13 protein-coding genes are annotated in these 16587 nt (G+C 59.6%); 11 read left to right on the forward strand and 2 right to left on the reverse strand.

The genetic code is table 11. The features are described from left to right. The first annotated feature begins 225 nt into the window (after positions 1 to 225). From ELQ88_RS29850 to ELQ88_RS29890, 9 genes are all read left to right on the forward strand, one after another. A complete protein-coding gene (locus ELQ88_RS29850) occupies positions 226 to 942 on the forward strand; it encodes an SIMPL domain-containing protein (RefSeq protein WP_128873035.1) in 717 nt (238 codons plus the stop codon). A gap of 363 nt (positions 943 to 1305) precedes the next feature. After that, positions 1306 to 2931 (forward strand): ABC transporter substrate-binding protein, encoded by a 1626-nt coding sequence (locus ELQ88_RS29855; RefSeq protein ID WP_128873036.1) that lies wholly within the window; start codon positions 1306 to 1308, stop codon positions 2929 to 2931. A gap of 301 nt (positions 2932 to 3232) precedes the next feature. Further along, positions 3233 to 4834 carry an ABC transporter substrate-binding protein gene (locus tag ELQ88_RS29860; protein ID WP_138969107.1) on the forward strand — a complete coding sequence of 534 codons (1602 nt, stop codon included), beginning with the start codon at positions 3233 to 3235 and terminating at the stop codon, positions 4832 to 4834. A 170-nt stretch (positions 4835 to 5004) separates the two neighbouring features. Continuing rightward, on the forward strand, positions 5005 to 6438 hold the full coding sequence (locus ELQ88_RS29865) for an OprD family porin (RefSeq protein ID WP_128873038.1): 1434 nt from the start codon (positions 5005 to 5007) through the stop codon (positions 6436 to 6438). 76 nt (positions 6439 to 6514) lie between these two features. Further along, on the forward strand, positions 6515 to 8110 hold the full coding sequence (locus tag ELQ88_RS29870; RefSeq protein WP_138969108.1) for an ABC transporter substrate-binding protein: 1596 nt from the start codon (positions 6515 to 6517) through the stop codon (positions 8108 to 8110). A gap of 74 nt (positions 8111 to 8184) precedes the next feature. After that, entirely contained in the window at positions 8185 to 9195 is a 1011-nt protein-coding gene (locus tag ELQ88_RS29875) for an ABC transporter permease subunit (RefSeq protein WP_128873040.1), read from the forward strand. Between the two features lie 13 nt (positions 9196 to 9208). Beyond that, the gene (locus ELQ88_RS29880; RefSeq protein WP_138969597.1) at positions 9209 to 10132 is read left to right on the forward strand and encodes an ABC transporter permease subunit; all 924 of its coding nucleotides are present in this window, start codon (positions 9209 to 9211) and stop codon (positions 10130 to 10132) included. A gap of 10 nt (positions 10133 to 10142) precedes the next feature. Beyond that, a complete protein-coding gene (locus ELQ88_RS29885) occupies positions 10143 to 11111 on the forward strand; it encodes an ABC transporter ATP-binding protein (RefSeq protein ID WP_128873041.1) in 969 nt (322 codons plus the stop codon). After that, the gene (locus ELQ88_RS29890; RefSeq protein ID WP_064679758.1) at positions 11111 to 12091 is read left to right on the forward strand and encodes a peptide ABC transporter ATP-binding protein; all 981 of its coding nucleotides are present in this window, start codon (positions 11111 to 11113) and stop codon (positions 12089 to 12091) included. The genes ELQ88_RS29885 and ELQ88_RS29890 overlap by 1 nt, the downstream gene beginning before the upstream one ends. 214 nt (positions 12092 to 12305) lie before the next feature. Here the strand turns inward: ELQ88_RS29890 and ELQ88_RS29895 are convergent, their stop codons facing one another. Next, positions 12306 to 12548: a hypothetical protein gene (locus tag ELQ88_RS29895; RefSeq protein WP_138969109.1), complete on the reverse strand. Its 243-nt coding sequence runs from the start codon at positions 12546 to 12548 to the stop codon at positions 12306 to 12308. A gap of 378 nt (positions 12549 to 12926) precedes the next feature. Continuing rightward, entirely contained in the window at positions 12927 to 14510 is a 1584-nt protein-coding gene (locus ELQ88_RS29900) for a peptide chain release factor 3 (protein WP_131062973.1), read from the reverse strand. 446 nt (positions 14511 to 14956) lie between these two features. Here ELQ88_RS29900 and ELQ88_RS29910 point away from each other — a divergent pair, with 446 nt between their 5' ends. Together ELQ88_RS29910 and ELQ88_RS29915 are read left to right on the forward strand one after the other, a co-directional pair. Then, a complete protein-coding gene (locus tag ELQ88_RS29910; protein ID WP_128871943.1) occupies positions 14957 to 15673 on the forward strand; it encodes an ABC transporter permease in 717 nt (238 codons plus the stop codon). Positions 15674 to 15693: 20 nt separating this feature from the next. Continuing rightward, on the forward strand, positions 15694 to 16587 hold the full coding sequence (locus tag ELQ88_RS29915; RefSeq protein WP_138969110.1) for a glycine betaine ABC transporter substrate-binding protein: 894 nt from the start codon (positions 15694 to 15696) through the stop codon (positions 16585 to 16587).

Here is a 16587-nt window from a genome sequence, read left to right on the forward strand (position 1 = left end):
GCGAAGGTCGTCAACGATAACGCGTGCAGTCAGGATAAACGCGGCGCCTATGCGTCCTTCGCTGGCAAGCCAGCGCCTACAGCCAGCGCCTACAGAGAGACCGCGGCCACCGGCCAATCATCTGTATAGAAGTTGTAACTGTGCGAACCGGATCATTAAAGTTAGAGTCTGATGGTTTCACGCAGGCTCGGACCTTAACCCCTGCGCATCGTCCAAGGAGTTTTCATGCACAGTTTCCGCCGCAGCGCCGCCCTTCTTGCCCTTAGCGTTGGCACCGTCGCCAGCCTCCCGGCCCTGGCCGCCGACGAGCTGCATTACAATCAGATCGCCCTGCGCGCCGAAGTCAGTCAGGAAGTGGCCCGCGACCTGATGATCGTGACGCTCTACACCGAAGAACAGAACAGCGACCCGGCCAAACTTGCCGCCGACGTCAGCACCACCATGAACAAGGCGCTGGCCCAGGCCAAGCAGGTCAAGGACATCACCCTGCGCCAGGGCAGCCGCAACAGCTACCCGATCTACGACACCAAGGGCCAGAAAATCACCGGCTGGCGTGAACGCGCCGAACTGCGCCTGGAAAGCTCGGACTTCGCTGCCCTGTCGAAACTGACCGGCGAACTGCTCACCGACCTGAAAATGGGCGGCATGGACTTCGCCATCGCCACGCCAACCCGCAAGGCCAGCGAAGACGCGCTGCTCAAAGACGCGGTCACCGCCTTCAAGGCCCGCGCCCAACTGGCCACCGACGCGCTGGGCGGCAAGGGCTACAAGATCGTCAACCTGAACCTGAACAGCAACGGTTACCCACAGCCGTACATGCGTGGGCCGATGATGATGAAAGCCGCCAGCATGGATGCCGCCCCTGTGACCCCGGAAGTCGAAGCGGGCACCAGCCAGGTCAGCATGACGGCGGACGGGTCGATTGAAGTGTTGATGCCTTGATTCGTTGACCCGTACCAAAAACGGCGATCACCCACGTGATCGCCGTTTTTTTTGCCAGGCCAAAACCCGCTGAGTGCCTACAATATGAAGGTATAAATAAGTAACACCGCACCCCAACAGGGTGCGCCGATCACTCCGCGTGCCCTTTGCCAGTGCGCAGATTGCACCGAAAAAACCCTGCGCAAACGTTCAAATGCGCAGGTATTTATACATTTGCGACATTAAGGTACGTTCGTGCCACTGTTTAAGGCTTGTTGCTGTTCGGGAACTTGCATTGGGTATGGCCCCTGCATAAGTATCCGCAGGCACGACTCACGAGGTCGTCCTCTAATTCCAAAAATGACAACAAATCATGAGGCCACCATGCTTAAACACGCGGTCATTCCGTTTTTAGTCGGCGCGAGCTTGTTAGCCAGCGCACCCTTCGCCCAAGCCGCGACTAACCTGGTGTTCTGCTCCGAAGGGAGCCCGGCCGGTTTTGATCCTGGTCAGTACACCACCGGAACCGACTTCGACGCCTCTGCAGAAACCATGTTCAACCGCCTGACTCAATTCGAGCGCGGCGGCACCGCCGTTATTCCTGGCCTGGCGACCAGCTGGGACATTTCCCCGGACGTGCTGACCTACACCTTCCACCTGCGTGAAGGCGTCAAGTTCCACACCACCCCGTATTTCAAACCGACTCGTGAGTTCAACGCCGACGACGTGCTGTTCACCTTTAATCGCATGATTAACAAGGATGACCCGTTCCGCAAAGCGTACCCGACCGAATTCCCGTATTTCACCGACATGGCCATGGACACCAACATCGCCAAGGTCGAGAAGGTTGACGATCGCACGGTCAAATTCGTGCTCAACAGCGTTGATGCAGCCTTCATCCAGAACCTGGCCATGAGCTTCGCCTCCATCCAGTCCGCCGAGTACGCTGCCCAGCTGCTCAAGGATGGCAAGCCCGGCGACATCAACCAGAAGCCGATCGGCACTGGCCCGTTCGTGTTCAAGAGCTACCAGAAAGACTCCAACATCCGCTACACCGGGAACAAGGACTACTGGAAGCCTGAAGACGTCAAGATCGACAACCTGATCTTCGCCATCACCACCGACCCGTCGGTACGTATCCAGAAGCTGAAGAAAAACGAGTGCCAGATCACCTTGTTCCCTCGTCCTGCCGACCTCAAGGCACTGCGCGAAGACAAGACCCTGAAGCTGCCGGAACAGGCCGGGTTCAACCTGGGTTACATCGCCTATAACGTCATGCCCGTGCTCAAGGGCCGCACCGACAACAACCCGTTGGCCGACCTGCGGGTCCGTCAGGCGCTGGACATGTCGGTGAACAAGCCACAGATCATCGATTCGGTGTACCAGGGCGCCGGCCAGCTGGCCGTCAATGCCATGCCGCCCACCCAATGGTCCTATGACACCACCATCAAGGATGCCAAGTACGACCCTGAGAAAGCCAAGGAGCTGCTCAAGGAAGCCGGCATCAAGGAAGGGACCCAGATCACGCTGTGGGCCATGCCGGTTCAGCGTCCGTATAACCCGAACGCCAAACTGATGGCTGAAATGCTGCAGTCGGACTGGAAGAAAATCGGTCTGAACGTCAACATCGTCAGCTACGAATGGGGCGAGTACATCAAGCGCTCCAAGGGTGGCGAGAACCAGGCGATGATCATCGGCTGGAGCGGCGACAACGGTGACCCGGACAACTGGCTCAACGTGCTGTTCGGCTGCGACTCGCTGAGCGGCAACAACTTCTCCAAATGGTGCGACAAGGACTTTGACAAGCTGGTCAAAGAAGCCAAGAAGACACCTGACCAGGCCAAGCGCACCGAACTGTACAAGCAGGCGCAACACCTCCTCAAAGACCAGGTTCCCATGACACCTATCGCTCACTCGACGGTGTTCCAACCCATGCGCGCCAACGTGCAGGATTTCAAGATCAGCCCATTCGGCTTGAACTCCTTCTACGGCGTCAGCGTCAGCAAATAAAGGGTGCGCAACGGCGATTATTGAAGTCGCCGTTGCGTTATCTACCGAGAAAGTAGGAATTGGCCTACATCATGATCCGCTGCGTACTACAGCAGCGGTTTCGGACGTGTTGCCTTTTCCCACAAGCCTTTCGGAACCTTCGTATTTACTGCCGGACCCAAGGTTCATACCGTCGGGATCTGACCAGTTAGTCCGTGGGCTCTCGGTTATTGCTGCACGTCATGGCTTGGGATCAGTGGGGCCTCCTCGTTCCCGGACGGGCAACGTCTCATTATCAAAAACACTAAAAAGAGCGAGCGTCATGCGCCATTCCTTGATTTTTTCCGCATTGCTGGGCACCGGCCTGCTGGCCGCCACTTCCATCAGCCAGGCCGCCAGCAACAGCCTGGTGTTCTGCTCCGAAGGCAGCCCGGCGGGTTTCGATACCGCGCAGTACACCACCGCGACCGATAACGACGCGGCCGAGCCGCTGTACAACCGACTGGTAGAATTCGAAAAAGGCGCCACCAACGTAGTCCCGGGGCTGGCAACCCGTTGGGATATTTCCGAGGACGGCCTCAAGTACACTTTTCACCTACGCGAAGGGGTGAAATTTCACACCACTGCGTACTTCAAACCAACCCGCGACTTCAATGCCGATGACGTGCTGTTCACGTTCAATCGCATGCTCGATCCGCAGCAACCCTTCCGTAAGGCTTACCCGACTGAATTCCCGTATTTCAACGGGATGAGCCTGAACAAGAACATCGCCAAGGTCGAAAAAACCGGGCCGCTGACCGTGGTCATGACGCTTAACAGCGTGGACGCCGCGTTCATCCAGAACATCGCCATGAGTTTCGCCGCCATTCTTTCGGCCGAATACGCCGATCAGTTGCTGGCGTCCGGCAGGCCGAGCGACATCAACCAGAAGCCGGTCGGCACTGGCCCGTTCGCGTTCAAGAGCTACCAGAAAGATTCCAATATCCGCTACACCGGCAACAAACAGTACTGGGACCCGAGCCGGGTCAAGCTCGACAACCTGATCTTCGCCATCAACACCGACGCCTCGGTGCGGGTGCAGAAGCTCAAGGCCAACGAGTGCCAGATCACCCTGCATCCGCGCCCTGCCGACGTGACTGCGCTGAAGAACGACCCGAAGCTCAAGCTGATCGAGAAGCCTGGTTTCAACCTGGGCTACATCGCCTATAACGTGCGTCACAAGCCGTTCGACCAGCTCGAAGTGCGCCAGGCACTGGACATGGCGGTGAACAAGCAAGGCATTCTCAACGCCGTCTACCAGGGTGCCGGTCAACTGGCGGTCAACGCCATGCCGCCGACCCAGTGGTCCTACGATGAGACCATCAAGGACGTCGCCTACAACCCGGAAAAAGCCAAGGAATTGCTCAAGGCCGCCGGCGTCAAGGAAGGCACCGAGATCACCCTCTGGGCGATGCCGGTCCAGCGTCCTTATAACCCCAACGCCAAATTGATGGCCGAGATGCTCCAGGCCGACTGGGCGAAGATCGGTCTCAAGGTCAAGATTGTCAGCTACGAATGGGGCGAGTACATCAAGCGCACCAAGAATGGCGAACACGACGTCAGCCTGATCGGCTGGACCGGTGACAACGGTGACCCGGACAACTGGCTCGGCACGCTTTACAGCTGCGACGCCATTGGCGGCAACAACTACTCCATGTGGTGCGATCCGGCTTACGACAAGCTGATCAAGCAGGCCAAGGTCGTCACCGACCGCGACCAGCGCACCGTGCTCTACAAACAGGCTCAGCAATTGCTCAAGCAGCAAGTGCCGATCACGCCTGTCGCCCACTCGACGGTCAACCAGCCGTTAAGCGCCAAGGTCGAAGGATTCAAGGTGAGTCCTTTCGGCCGCAACGTGTTCTCGGGTGTCAGCCTGGAAAAATAACCGATTAGCCACAACCGCCGGGGGCGCTTGCGCCCTCACGCAAGCGTATTGCCGCAATTCGTCGAATTGACCTGCAGCAAACGTTTGCGATGCCTTGAAAGTGCTTAAACCAATAGCCGGATCACCAAAAAAAGACCGGCATAAAAAAAAGAAACCAAGGAGCTTCACCCATGAAACTGAGCAGCACCGCGTTATTGGCCCTGGCCATCAGCAGCGTCACCGCCACGGCCTACGCAGAATCCCAAAGCCAGGCGTTTACCCCGGTTACCGTGAAAGAGAAAAGTGCCCAAAGCGAAGCCACCGGCTTCGTTGAAGGTCAGTCGATCAGCGGCACCACGCGTAACTGGTATGCGAACGAGCAACTGAAACGGGGCGGCCAGTTCGCTTACAAGAAAAACGGCGTGTCGACCGATACGGATCGTCGGATCAACTGGGTGCAAGGCACCATCATCAAGTACAACTCCGGTTTCACCGAAGGCACCGTGGGCATCAGCACCGAAGTGGCGGCCTACAACGCCATTGCCCTGGATCGTGATCGCAAGGACCTGGCCTCCAACAACGGCGGCGCACCGGGCACGCGTCCAGGCGCAGGCAACAACCGGACCCTGACCGAAGAAGGCGGCGACGCCGTCGACCAGTGGAGCAAGCTGGGCCTGGCCAACGTCAAGGCCCGTGTCTCCAACACCACCCTGACGGCCGGTCGCCAGAACTTCAGCAGCCCGATGGTCGATGTGATCGGTAACCGCCCACTGCCTTCAAGCTTCGAGGGTGTGAGCCTGCACAGCGAAGAGCTGGAGAACCTGTCCTTCGATGTCGGCACCTTCGATCGCAACTCTCCGCGTACGGAACAGAGCCAGCGCAAGTTCCGCACCGAATATGCCAACGGCATCGTTGAAAGCGATCACGTCCACACCGCGGGCATCACCTACACCCCATTTGCCAGCCTGACCACCAGCCTCTGGGCCACCCAGGCCGAAGACATCTGGAACCAGTACTACTTCGGCGCCAGCCATGTACTGGGCGACAGCTCGATCCTGAGCCTGACCACCGGCCTGAACTACTACAAGACCCAGGAAGAAGGCAAAGCGCTGATCGGCAATATCGACAACGACACCTACTCCCTGTCGCTCGGCCTGACCCACCTGGCCCACAGCCTGACCTTCTCGTACCAGGAAATTAACGGTAACGAGTACTTCGACTACCTGCACGAAACCAACGGCATCTACCTGGCCAACTCCCTGCTGTCGGACTTCAACGGCCCGAACGAGAAATCCTTCCAGGTGGCCTACGGCCTGAACATGGCCGAATACGGCGTGCCGGGCCTGAAGTTCAACCTCTACAGCGCACGCGGCTGGGGGATCGACGGTACTCACTACAAGGGTAACGAAGGCGTGGCGGGCAAAGGCTACGACGGTATCCAGGCCCAGGATGGCGAACATCACCAGGAATACGGGATCGGCGCTGCGTACGCGGTGCAGAGCGGCCCGCTCAAAGCCACTGCGATCCGCGCGACCTACACCACGCACCGCGCCAGCGAAAACCAGGCGGATGGCAGCATCAACGAGTTCCGTCTCGTGACCACCATTCCGTTCAACATTCTGTAAAACGCCCGCCAGACGACTGACTCATCATGGTCGGCCGTCTGGCTTGGGTCCTTTAACCGATTGCAGAGGGTTCTTGATGAACATGCTCGCCCTACGTGCGGCCATCGCTGCCGCGTTGCTGAGTGCCGCTGTCGGCGTCTCGGCCAAGCCCCTGGTGGTTTGCACTGAAAACAGCCCGGAAGGCTTTGACACGGCCCTGTACACGACTGCAGTCACCGCCGATGCCGCAGCCGAAACCATCTTCAACCGCCTGGCCGACTTCAAGCCCGGCACCACCGAAGTGATTCCGGCGCTGGCCGAATCCTGGGACATCAGCGAGGACGGCCTGACCTACACCTTCCACCTGCGCAAAGGCGTCAAGTTTCACACCACCGACTACTTCAAGCCGACCCGCGACATGAATGCCGACGACGTGCTCTGGAGTTTCCAGCGGCAACTGGACCCGAATCACCCGTGGCACAAACAATCGAGCGTGGGCTTCCCGTACTTTGAAAGCATGGGCTTCAAGGAGCTGCTCAAGAGCGTCGAGAAAGTCGACGACACCACCGTCAAGTTCACCCTGACCCGCCGCGAAGCGCCGTTCCTGGCCGACATCGCCATGGCGTTCGCCTCGATCTACTCCGCCGAATACGCCGACCAGTTGCTCAAGGCCAACAAGACCGGCGACCTGAACAACAAACCGGTCGGTACCGGCCCCTTTGTTTTCCAGCGCTACAACAAGGACGCCCAGGTTCGCTTCAAGGCCAACCCGGACTACTTCCGTGGCAAACCGCCGGCAGACGCGCTGATCCTGGCGATCGCCACCGACAACAACGTGCGCCTGCAGAAACTCAAGGCCAACGAGTGCCAGGTTGCGCTGTATCCGAAGCCGGATGACATCCCGAGCATCAAGAAAGACAGCCACCTGAAGGTTGATGAACTGAACGCGATGACCGTTTCGTACATCGCCATGAACACCACTCACAAGTACATGAGCGATGTGCGGGTGCGCAAAGCCATCGACATCGCCTTCGACAAGGAAGCGGCGGTCAACGCCCTGTTCGGCAAGGGCAATGCCACGGTGGCAGTCAACCCGTACCCTGACACCTTGCTGGGCTACAACCACACATTGAGCAACCCGCCCCGCGACCTGGACAAGGCGCGCGCCTTGCTCAAGGAAGCCGGCGTACCGCAAGGCACGGTGTTTACCCTGTTCACCCGCAACGGTGGCGGGGCTACCAACCCGAACCCGATGCTCGCCGCGCAGATGATGCAGGCTGACCTGGCGAAGATCGGCCTCACGCTCGATATTCGCGTCATGGAATGGGGCGAGATGCTCAAGCGCGCGAAAAATGGCGAACACGACATGGTGGCGGCCGGATGGGCGGGCGATAACGGCGACCCGGATAACTTCCTGACGCCTATGCTCAGTTGCGAGGCGGCTAAAAACGGCGAAAACTACGCGCGCTGGTGCAACGAGAAGTTCCAGGCGTTGCTCGATGAAGCCCGGGCCACAGTGAACCCGGACGAACGCGCGGCGCTCTATGAGCAAGCCCAGGCGATTTTCAACCAGGACCAGCCATGGATCAGCATGGCGCATACCCGTATGTTTACCGCAATGCGCAACAACGTAGAGGGTTATCACATTAGCCCGCTCACCACGAATAACTTCGCCACCACTCAGGTGAAGTAGATAAGAAAATTCCCGGTGTCCCTGACCCCAGGGACGCCGGGCACGCCTAACCGGCTGATGAGGTACACCACACGATGTTTAGTTTTATTGCCCGCCGACTGGGGTTGTTGATCCCTACGTTCTTCGGCATCACCTTGCTGACTTTCGCGTTGATTCGCATGATTCCGGGCGACCCCGTGGAAGTGATGATGGGTGAACGTCGGGTCGACCCCGAAATGCATGCTCAGGCAATGGAACGCCTTGGTCTGAACAAACCCCTGTATGCCCAATACCTGGATTACATCGGCAAACTGGCCCAGGGCGATCTCGGCGAATCCCTGCGCACCCGGGAAAGCGTCTGGACCGAGTTCAGCTCGCTGTTCCCCGCGACCCTGGAACTGTCCATGGCCGCCCTGCTGTTCGCCGGCATCCTGGGCCTGCTGGCCGGGGTGATCGCGGCACTCAAGCGAGGATCCCTGTTCGACCACGGGGTGATGGGCATCTCCCTGGCGGGGTATTCGATGCCGATCTTCTGGTGGGGCCTGATCCTGATCATGTTCTTCTCGGTGTCCCTGGGCTGGACCCCGGTGTCCGGGCGGATCGACCTGCTCTACGACATCGAGCCGCGGACCGGCTTCATGCTCATCGACACCTTGCTGGCCGATGACATGGGCGCATTCCTGGATGCGTTGCATCACCTGATCCTGCCGGCCATCGTGCTCGGCACCATCCCGCTGGCGGTGATCGCGCGGATGACCCGTTCCTCGATGCTCGAAGTGCTGCGTGAGGACTACATCCGTACCGCCCGCGCCAAAGGCCTGTCGCCGTCGCGCGTGGTGTTCGTCCACGGCCTGCGCAACGCGCTGATTCCGGTGCTGACCGTGGTCGGCCTGCAAGTCGGCACGTTGCTGGCGGGTGCGGTCCTGACCGAAACCATCTTCTCCTGGCCCGGCATCGGCAAGTGGCTGATCGAAGCCATTGGCGCACGGGATTATCCCGTGGTGCAGAACGGCATCCTGTTAATCGCCTGCCTGGTGATTCTGGTCAACTTCGTGGTGGACATCCTCTACGGCTTTGCCAACCCACGCATTCGTCATCAGCGCTGAGATCATCATGACCATGACCACTCCAGCTTCAACTTCAAATCAAGCGGTAACAGTCGATCAAAGCCTGCTGTACCCGTCGCCGTACAAAGAATTCTGGCACGCCTTCTCCCGCAACAAAGGCGCCGTTGCCGGCCTGATGTTCATGCTGCTGATCATTTTCTGCGCGATCTTCGCGCCGTGGGTTGCCCCGCATAACCCGAGCGAGCAATACCGCGATTTCCTGCTGACCCCGCCGTCCTGGCTGGAAGGTGGGAAGATCCAGTTCCTGCTCGGCACCGATGAACTGGGGCGCGACCTGCTGTCGCGGCTGATCCACGGTTCGCGCCTGTCCCTGCTGATCGGCTTGTCGTCGGTGGTGATGTCGCTGATCCCCGGGATCCTGATGGGGCTGTTCGCCGGGTTCTTCCCGCGCATTCTGGGTCCGACCATCATGCGGCTGATGGACATCATGCTGGCCCTGCCGTCCCTGCTGCTGGCCGTGGCGATTGTCGCCATCCTCGGCCCTGGCCTGATCAACACCATCATCGCGATCGCCGTGGTTTCGTTGCCGTCCTATGTTCGTCTGACCCGCGCCGCGGTGATGGGCGAATTGAATCGCGACTACGTGACCGCCGCGCGCCTGGCCGGTGCCGGTCTGCCGCGCCTGATGTTCGTCACCGTGCTGCCCAACTGCATGGCGCCGCTGATCGTTCAGGCCACCTTGAGCTTCTCCTCGGCGATTCTCGATGCCGCGGCACTGGGCTTCCTCGGCCTTGGCGTACAACCGCCAACCCCTGAGTGGGGCACCATGCTGGCTTCGGCTCGCGACTATATCGAACGCGCCTGGTGGGTCGTCAGCCTGCCTGGCTTGACCATTTTGCTCAGCGTGCTGGCAATCAACTTGATGGGCGACGGCTTGCGCGATGCGCTGGACCCGAAACTCAAGAACGCCGCCTGAGGAGATTCACATGTCACTGTTGGAAATCAAGAATCTCAACGTTCGCTTCGGCGACAAGAACGCCGTTCCGGTGGTCGACGGGCTCGATATCACCGTGGACAAGGGCGAAGTGCTGGCCATCGTTGGCGAGTCGGGGTCCGGCAAGTCCGTGACCATGATGGCGTTGATGGGCCTGATCGAACATCCGGGGATCGTCACCGCCGACGCCCTGAATTTCGACGGCAAGAACATGCTCAAGCTCAGCAACCGCCAGCGTCGGCAAATCGTCGGCAAAGACCTGGCCATGGTCTTCCAGGACCCGATGACCGCGCTGAACCCGAGCTACACCGTCGGTTTCCAGATCGAAGAAGTGCTGCGCCTGCATTTGAAAATGTCCGGCAAGCAAGCCCGCGCCCGCGCCATCGAGCTGCTGGAAAAAGTTGAAATCCCGGGCGCCGCCAGCCGCATGAACGCCTACCCGCATCAACTGTCCGGCGGCATGAGCCAGCGCGTTGCGATCGCCATGGCGATTGCCGGCGAACCGAAACTGCTGATCGCAGACGAACCGACCACTGCGCTGGACGTGACCATTCAGGCGCAGATCATGGACCTGCTGCTGGCCCTGCAGAAAGAACAGAACATGGGCCTGGTGCTGATCACCCACGACCTCGCGGTCGTGGCCGAAACCGCCCAGCGTGTGTGCGTGATGTACGCGGGGCAAGCGGTCGAAGTCGGTCAGGTGCCACAGTTGTTCGACATCCCGGCCCACCCGTACAGCGAAGCGCTGCTCAAAGCGATTCCGGAACACAGCCTCGGGGCCGCGCGCCTGTCGACCCTGCCGGGCATCGTTCCCGGTCGTTACGACCGTCCGCAAGGCTGCCTGCTGTCGCCGCGCTGCCCGTACGTGCAGGACAACTGCCGCACGCAACGTCCGGGCCTTGACCCGAAAAGCAACAGCCTCGCCCGCTGCTTCTACCCGCTGAATCAGGAGGTGGCGTAATGGCCGTCGTACTTACCGCCCGCAACCTGACCCGTCACTACGAAGTGTCCCGGGGCCTGTTCAAGGGCCACGCCACCGTGCGTGCCCTGAACGGTGTGTCGTTCGAACTGGAAGCCGGCAAGACCCTCGCCGTCGTCGGCGAATCGGGTTGCGGCAAATCCACCCTGGCCCGTGCCCTGACCCTGATCGAGGAGCCGTCCTCCGGCTCCTTGAAAATCGCCGGGCAGGAAGTCGCCGGCGCCGACAAGGCCCAACGCAAGCAATTGCGCAAAGACGTGCAGATGGTGTTCCAGAGCCCGTACGCCTCGTTGAACCCGCGGCAGAAAGTCGGTGATCAGCTGGCCGAACCGCTGCTGATCAATACCAATCTTTCAGCGGCTGAGCGCCGTGAAAAAGTCCAGGCGATGATGAAGCAGGTGGGCTTGCGTCCCGAGCACTACCAGCGTTATCCGCACATGTTCTCTGGTGGTCAGCGCCAGCGGATCGCCCTGGCCCGGGCGATGATGCTGCAACCGAAAGTGCTGGTGGCGGACGAACCGACTTCGGCGCTGGACGTATCGATCCAGGCCCAGGTGCTGAACCTGTTCATGGACCTGCAGCAGGAGTTCAACACCGCTTACGTGTTCATCTCCCACAACCTGGCAGTGGTGCGACACGTGGCCGATCACGTGATGGTGATGTACCTCGGCCGTCCGGTGGAAATGGGCCCCAAGGAAGACATCTACACCCGTCCCCTGCACCCTTACACCCAGGCGCTGTTGTCGGCGACGCCGACCATCCACCCGGACCCGGACAAGCCGAAGATCAAGATCGTCGGCGAACTGCCCAACCCGCTGAACCCGCCGTCCGGCTGCGCCTTCCACAAGCGCTGCCCGTACGCGACCGAGCGCTGCAGCACTGAAGAGCCGGCCCTGCGCCTGCTGGACAGCCGGCAGGTAGCGTGCCACTACGCCGAGCAATTCCTCGACGGCGCGGCATAAGCAAATCTGGAATCGACACAAAAAAACTGTGGGAGCGAGCTTGCTTGCGAAGGTGGAGGATCAGTCAATGAAAGTATCGACTGAACATACCGCTTTCGCGAGCAAGCTCACTCCTACAGGGACTGCGTTTCACCTAGGGTCAAGGGTTAACCAAACCTCTTCCACCGCGATTGCACATCAGTCGAGGTAGAAGAGGTTTTCTTTTGCCTGCGTTTCACGTCTGGCTGTCGTCCTCGCCCTCGTCACCGTCCATCGAATCGTCATCGCCCGCGCTACCAGCCTGGCCCTGGTCACCGGGCTCAGATTCGGATTTGGCGATCATCGTCTCGCCCTGCGTGCCCTGCCAATTCCAGGCCTGCTTTTCATGGTCCTGACATTCCGCCCACGCCGCCGACGAACCGAGGGACAGCAGCACCAACACCTTCAGCAACAACACAACGCGTATAAACATGCCCATAGCCGATTCCCTCCTGCCCGCGGCGAACCCGGATGCCGTGGCGTTTGTGCGAGATTCAGTTGCGATCGAGCGGGTTCTCAGACCAGGACGTTGATGATCGCCGGGAAATGCCATGGATGCAGAGAATGGTTTTGCATAATCTCTATGGCGAATGGTTATTTAACAGGCGTTAGATGCCCCTGTAGGAGCGAGCTTGCTCGCGATGGTGGGTCAGTCAACATCTGCTTAGCTGACACTCCATCGCGAGCAAGCTTGCTCCTGCAAGATGTTCGCGATACCCCTGCGCTGCCGAAGGCTGCGATCTTTTGATCTTTTGTTTGCGACACAAAAAAACCCCGCAGTTTTCGCCACGGGGTTTTGGATGTAACCAATCAGCGCTTAGTGATGCTCACGCGTCGCGCGGAATTTCACGTCCGGCCAGCGCTCTTCCATCAATGCCAGGTTGACCCGGGTCGGGGCCAGGTAGGTCAGGTGACCGCCGCCGTCGATGGCGAGGTTTTCCACCGCCTTGATCTGGAACTCTTCGAGCTTCTTCTTATCGCTGCAATCGATCCAGCGCGCGGAATAGACAGTGATCGGCTCGTAGGAGCACTCGACCTTGTATTCCTCTTTCAAACGGCTGGCGACCACATCGAACTGCAGCACACCGACGGCGCCGAGGATGATGTCGTTGCTGCGCGTCGGGAAGAACACCTGCGTGGCGCCCTCTTCCGCCAGTTGCTGCAAACCCTGGCGCAGTTGCTTGGATTTCAGCGGGTCACGCAGGCGTACGCGACGGAACAGTTCCGGGGCGAAGTGCGGGATGCCGGTGAAGCCCAGGACTTCGCCTTCGGTGAAGGTGTCGCCGATCTGGATGGTGCCGTGGTTGTGCAGGCCGATGATGTCGCCAGCAAACGCTTCTTCCAGCTGCTCACGCTCGGAGGAGAAGAACGTCAGCGCGTCGCCGATCCGCACGTCTTTACCGGTGCGCACGTGGCGCATCTTCATGCCTTTTTCGTACTTGCCGGAGCAGATGCGCATGAAGGCGATACGGTCGCGGTGTTTCGGGTCCATGTTCGCCTGGATCTTGAACACGAAGCCGGCGAATTTCTCTTCAACCGGTTCCACGGTGCGCTCGTTGGCCACACGGGCCAGCGGTTTCGGCGCCCAGTTGACCACCGCGTCGAGCACGTGATCGACACCGAAGTTGCCCAATGCAGTACCGAAGAACACCGGGGTCAGTTGGCCATCGAGGAATTCCTGTTGATTGAATTCGTGGCAGGCGCCCTGTACCAGTTCCAGCTGATCGACGAAGCGATCGTACTCGTCGCCCAAGTGCGCGCGGGCTTCGTCGGAGTCGAGTTTCTCGATGATTTTCACATCGGTACGTTCGTGGCCGTGACCCGCGGTGTAGACGATGATGTAGTCGTCGGCGAGGTGATAAACGCCCTTGAAGTCGCGGTAGCAACCGATCGGCCAGGTGATCGGCGCCGCCTTGATCTTCAGGACCGCTTCGATTTCGTCGAGCAGTTCAATCGGGTCGCGGATGTCACGGTCGAGTTTGTTGATAAAGCTGACGATCGGAGTATCACGCAGACGGCAGACGTCCATCAGCGCAATCGTACGTGGCTCAACACCTTTACCGCCGTCGAGGACCATCAAGGCCGAGTCCACCGCCGTCAGGGTGCGGTAGGTATCTTCGGAGAAGTCTTCATGGCCCGGGGTGTCGAGCAGGTTGATCATGTGGTCGCGATACGGGAACTGCATGACCGACGTGGTAATGGAAATACCCCGTTGTTTTTCCATTTCCATCCAGTCGGAGGTGGCATGGCGGTCGGACTTGCGTGACTTCACCGTGCCAGCAATCGCAATCGCCTTGCCCATCAGCAAAAGCTTCTCGGTGATGGTGGTCTTACCGGCATCGGGGTGGGAAATAATGGCGAAAGTGCGGCGTTTCGCGACTTCGGCGGCCTGTTTGGTCATGGGAAATCGCCTGGCAGGTGATTCAAAAAAGGGCGCAGATTATAGCCCAACTTGAGTCAATAACCGAACCGTTGAGCACATTAGGGGTGGCCAAATGCTGCTTCAGATGGGAACCTTTCAGACCGTGGAGGCGTCCACTCCCCTGTTACGACTATTCGTCAGGGTTGAAAAATCAGCAAGTTAGCCTGACGAGGCTGCGCTTATGGCTCGATAAACCGTACGTTTTCCCCTCTGTAGGAGCGAGCTTGCTCGCGAAAAACGTCCAGACCAATGCGTTCATTCAGACCGAACGCGTCATCGTTGACGTCCTTCGCTGGCAAGCCAGCTCCTACAGGGGAAAGCGCTCGGCATGAAGAGCTGCTTCTCGCGAACGTTGTTTTCCCGGCAGCCAGGAATGGCATGCCACACGGGACTGCGTCCGCCGACTGAACAAAAGGAGTCCGCCTGTGGCTATTCGCTATGGCAAAGGGCTGATAGGAGGTGCGGTTGTCGTCGCCCTCCTGGCCCTGCTGGTCCATTGGATTGGCATCAACACGATCGAACATTACCGCGACGATTTGTTGTTTTACCTGCAAGCTCATTTGATTCTTGTCCTCGTTTCCATGCTGGCCGCCCTTGTTGTGGGCATACCCGCCGGCATTTTCCTCAGCCGCCCGACCATGGTTGGACGCGCCGAACGCTTCATGCAGATCTTCAACATCGGCAACACCGTGCCGCCTCTCGCCGTACTGGCCATCGCCCTGGGCATCCTCGGCATCGGCAGCGGCCCCGCGATCTTCGCCCTGTTCCTCGCCTCGCTGTTGCCGATCGTGCGCAACACCTATGAAGGCCTGAAAAACGTCCAGGGTTCGCTCAAGGAAGCGGCCGTCGGCATCGGCATGACACCGACCCAGGTGCTGTGGCGGGTCGAACTGCCGAACGCCGTGCCGATCATCATCGGTGGCGTGCGCGTGGCACTGGCGATCAACGTGGGGACCGCACCCCTGGCGTTCCTGATCGGCGCCAACAGCCTGGGCAGCCTGATTTTCCCTGGCATCGCCCTGAACAATCAGCCGCAACTGATGCTCGGCGCGGCCTGCACCGCCCTGCTGGCCTTGCTGCTCGACGGCCTGGTGACACTTGCCAGCCGCCTCTGGCTCGAACGCGGGCTGCGCCCGTCTTAAGCCTCGGCAAAGGAATAATCATGAAAAGACTTAGCTTGTTACTAGGCTGCGCCCTGCTGTTCGCAGGATTTGCCCAAGCCGCTGAAAAACCCGTGATCCGCATCGGCGCCCGGGTGTTCACCGAACAAACCCTGCTCGCCGAAATCACCTCCCAGTACCTGCGCACCAAGGGTTACGACACCCGGGTGACCGGCGGTCTGGGCAGCAACCTCGCCCGCAGCGCCCAGGAAAGCGGCCAACTGGACCTGATATGGGAATACACCGGCGTGTCGCTGGTGGCTTACAACCACATCACCGACAAACTCGACAGCGCTCAGTCCTACGCCCGGGTGAAAGAACTCGACGCGAAAAAAGGCCTGATCTGGCTCACCCCGTCGAAGTTCAGCAACACCTACGCCCTGGCATTGCCGGAAAGCACCGCGAAGGCTTATCCGCAGATCAACACCATCAGCGAGCTGAACACGGTGCTGCAGGCTGAGGCGAAGACCAACCACCTCGTCGCCCTGGACACCGAGTTCGCCAATCGTTCCGACGGCTTGGCCGGCATGGTCGACCTCTACGGCATGAACCTGACCCGTAAAAACACCCGCCAGATGGATGCCGGGCTGGTCTACACCGCCCTGCGCAATGGTCAGGTGTTTGCCGGCCTGGTCTATACCACCGACGGTCGCTTGAACGCGTTCAAGCTCAAGTTGCTGGAAGACGACAAGCATTACTTCCCGGACTACACCGCCGCACCGGTGGTGCGTCAGGCTTACCTCGACGCCCATCCGAAACTGGCGGAAGACATCAAACCGCTGGCCGAGCTGTTCGATGACGCCACCATGCGTGCGCTGAATGCACGGGTCGATGTCGGCCACGAAAGCCCTTCATCCGTTGCCGCAGATTTCCTGCGCCAGCACCCACTCAACTAA

This window comes from Pseudomonas sp. MPC6, from assembly GCF_006094435.1.
Taxonomy (GTDB): domain Bacteria; phylum Pseudomonadota; class Gammaproteobacteria; order Pseudomonadales; family Pseudomonadaceae; genus Aquipseudomonas.

Coding starts and splice junctions, on each gene's coding strand:
- ELQ88_RS29850 (WP_128873035.1), top strand. CDS start 226: ATGCACAGTTTCCGCCGCAGCGCCGCCCTTCTTGCCCTTAGCGTTGGC.
- ELQ88_RS29855 (WP_128873036.1), top strand. CDS start 1,306: ATGCTTAAACACGCGGTCATTCCGTTTTTAGTCGGCGCGAGCTTGTTA.
- ELQ88_RS29860 (WP_138969107.1), top strand. CDS start 3,233: ATGCGCCATTCCTTGATTTTTTCCGCATTGCTGGGCACCGGCCTGCTG.
- ELQ88_RS29865 (WP_128873038.1), top strand. CDS start 5,005: ATGAAACTGAGCAGCACCGCGTTATTGGCCCTGGCCATCAGCAGCGTC.
- ELQ88_RS29870 (WP_138969108.1), top strand. CDS start 6,515: ATGAACATGCTCGCCCTACGTGCGGCCATCGCTGCCGCGTTGCTGAGT.
- ELQ88_RS29875 (WP_128873040.1), top strand. CDS start 8,185: ATGTTTAGTTTTATTGCCCGCCGACTGGGGTTGTTGATCCCTACGTTC.
- ELQ88_RS29880 (WP_138969597.1), top strand. CDS start 9,209: ATGACCACTCCAGCTTCAACTTCAAATCAAGCGGTAACAGTCGATCAA.
- ELQ88_RS29885 (WP_128873041.1), top strand. CDS start 10,143: ATGTCACTGTTGGAAATCAAGAATCTCAACGTTCGCTTCGGCGACAAG.
- ELQ88_RS29890 (WP_064679758.1), top strand. CDS start 11,111: ATGGCCGTCGTACTTACCGCCCGCAACCTGACCCGTCACTACGAAGTG.
- ELQ88_RS29895 (WP_138969109.1), bottom strand. CDS start 12,548: ATGGGCATGTTTATACGCGTTGTGTTGTTGCTGAAGGTGTTGGTGCTG.
- ELQ88_RS29900 (WP_131062973.1), bottom strand. CDS start 14,510: ATGACCAAACAGGCCGCCGAAGTCGCGAAACGCCGCACTTTCGCCATT.
- ELQ88_RS29915 (WP_138969110.1), top strand. CDS start 15,694: ATGAAAAGACTTAGCTTGTTACTAGGCTGCGCCCTGCTGTTCGCAGGA.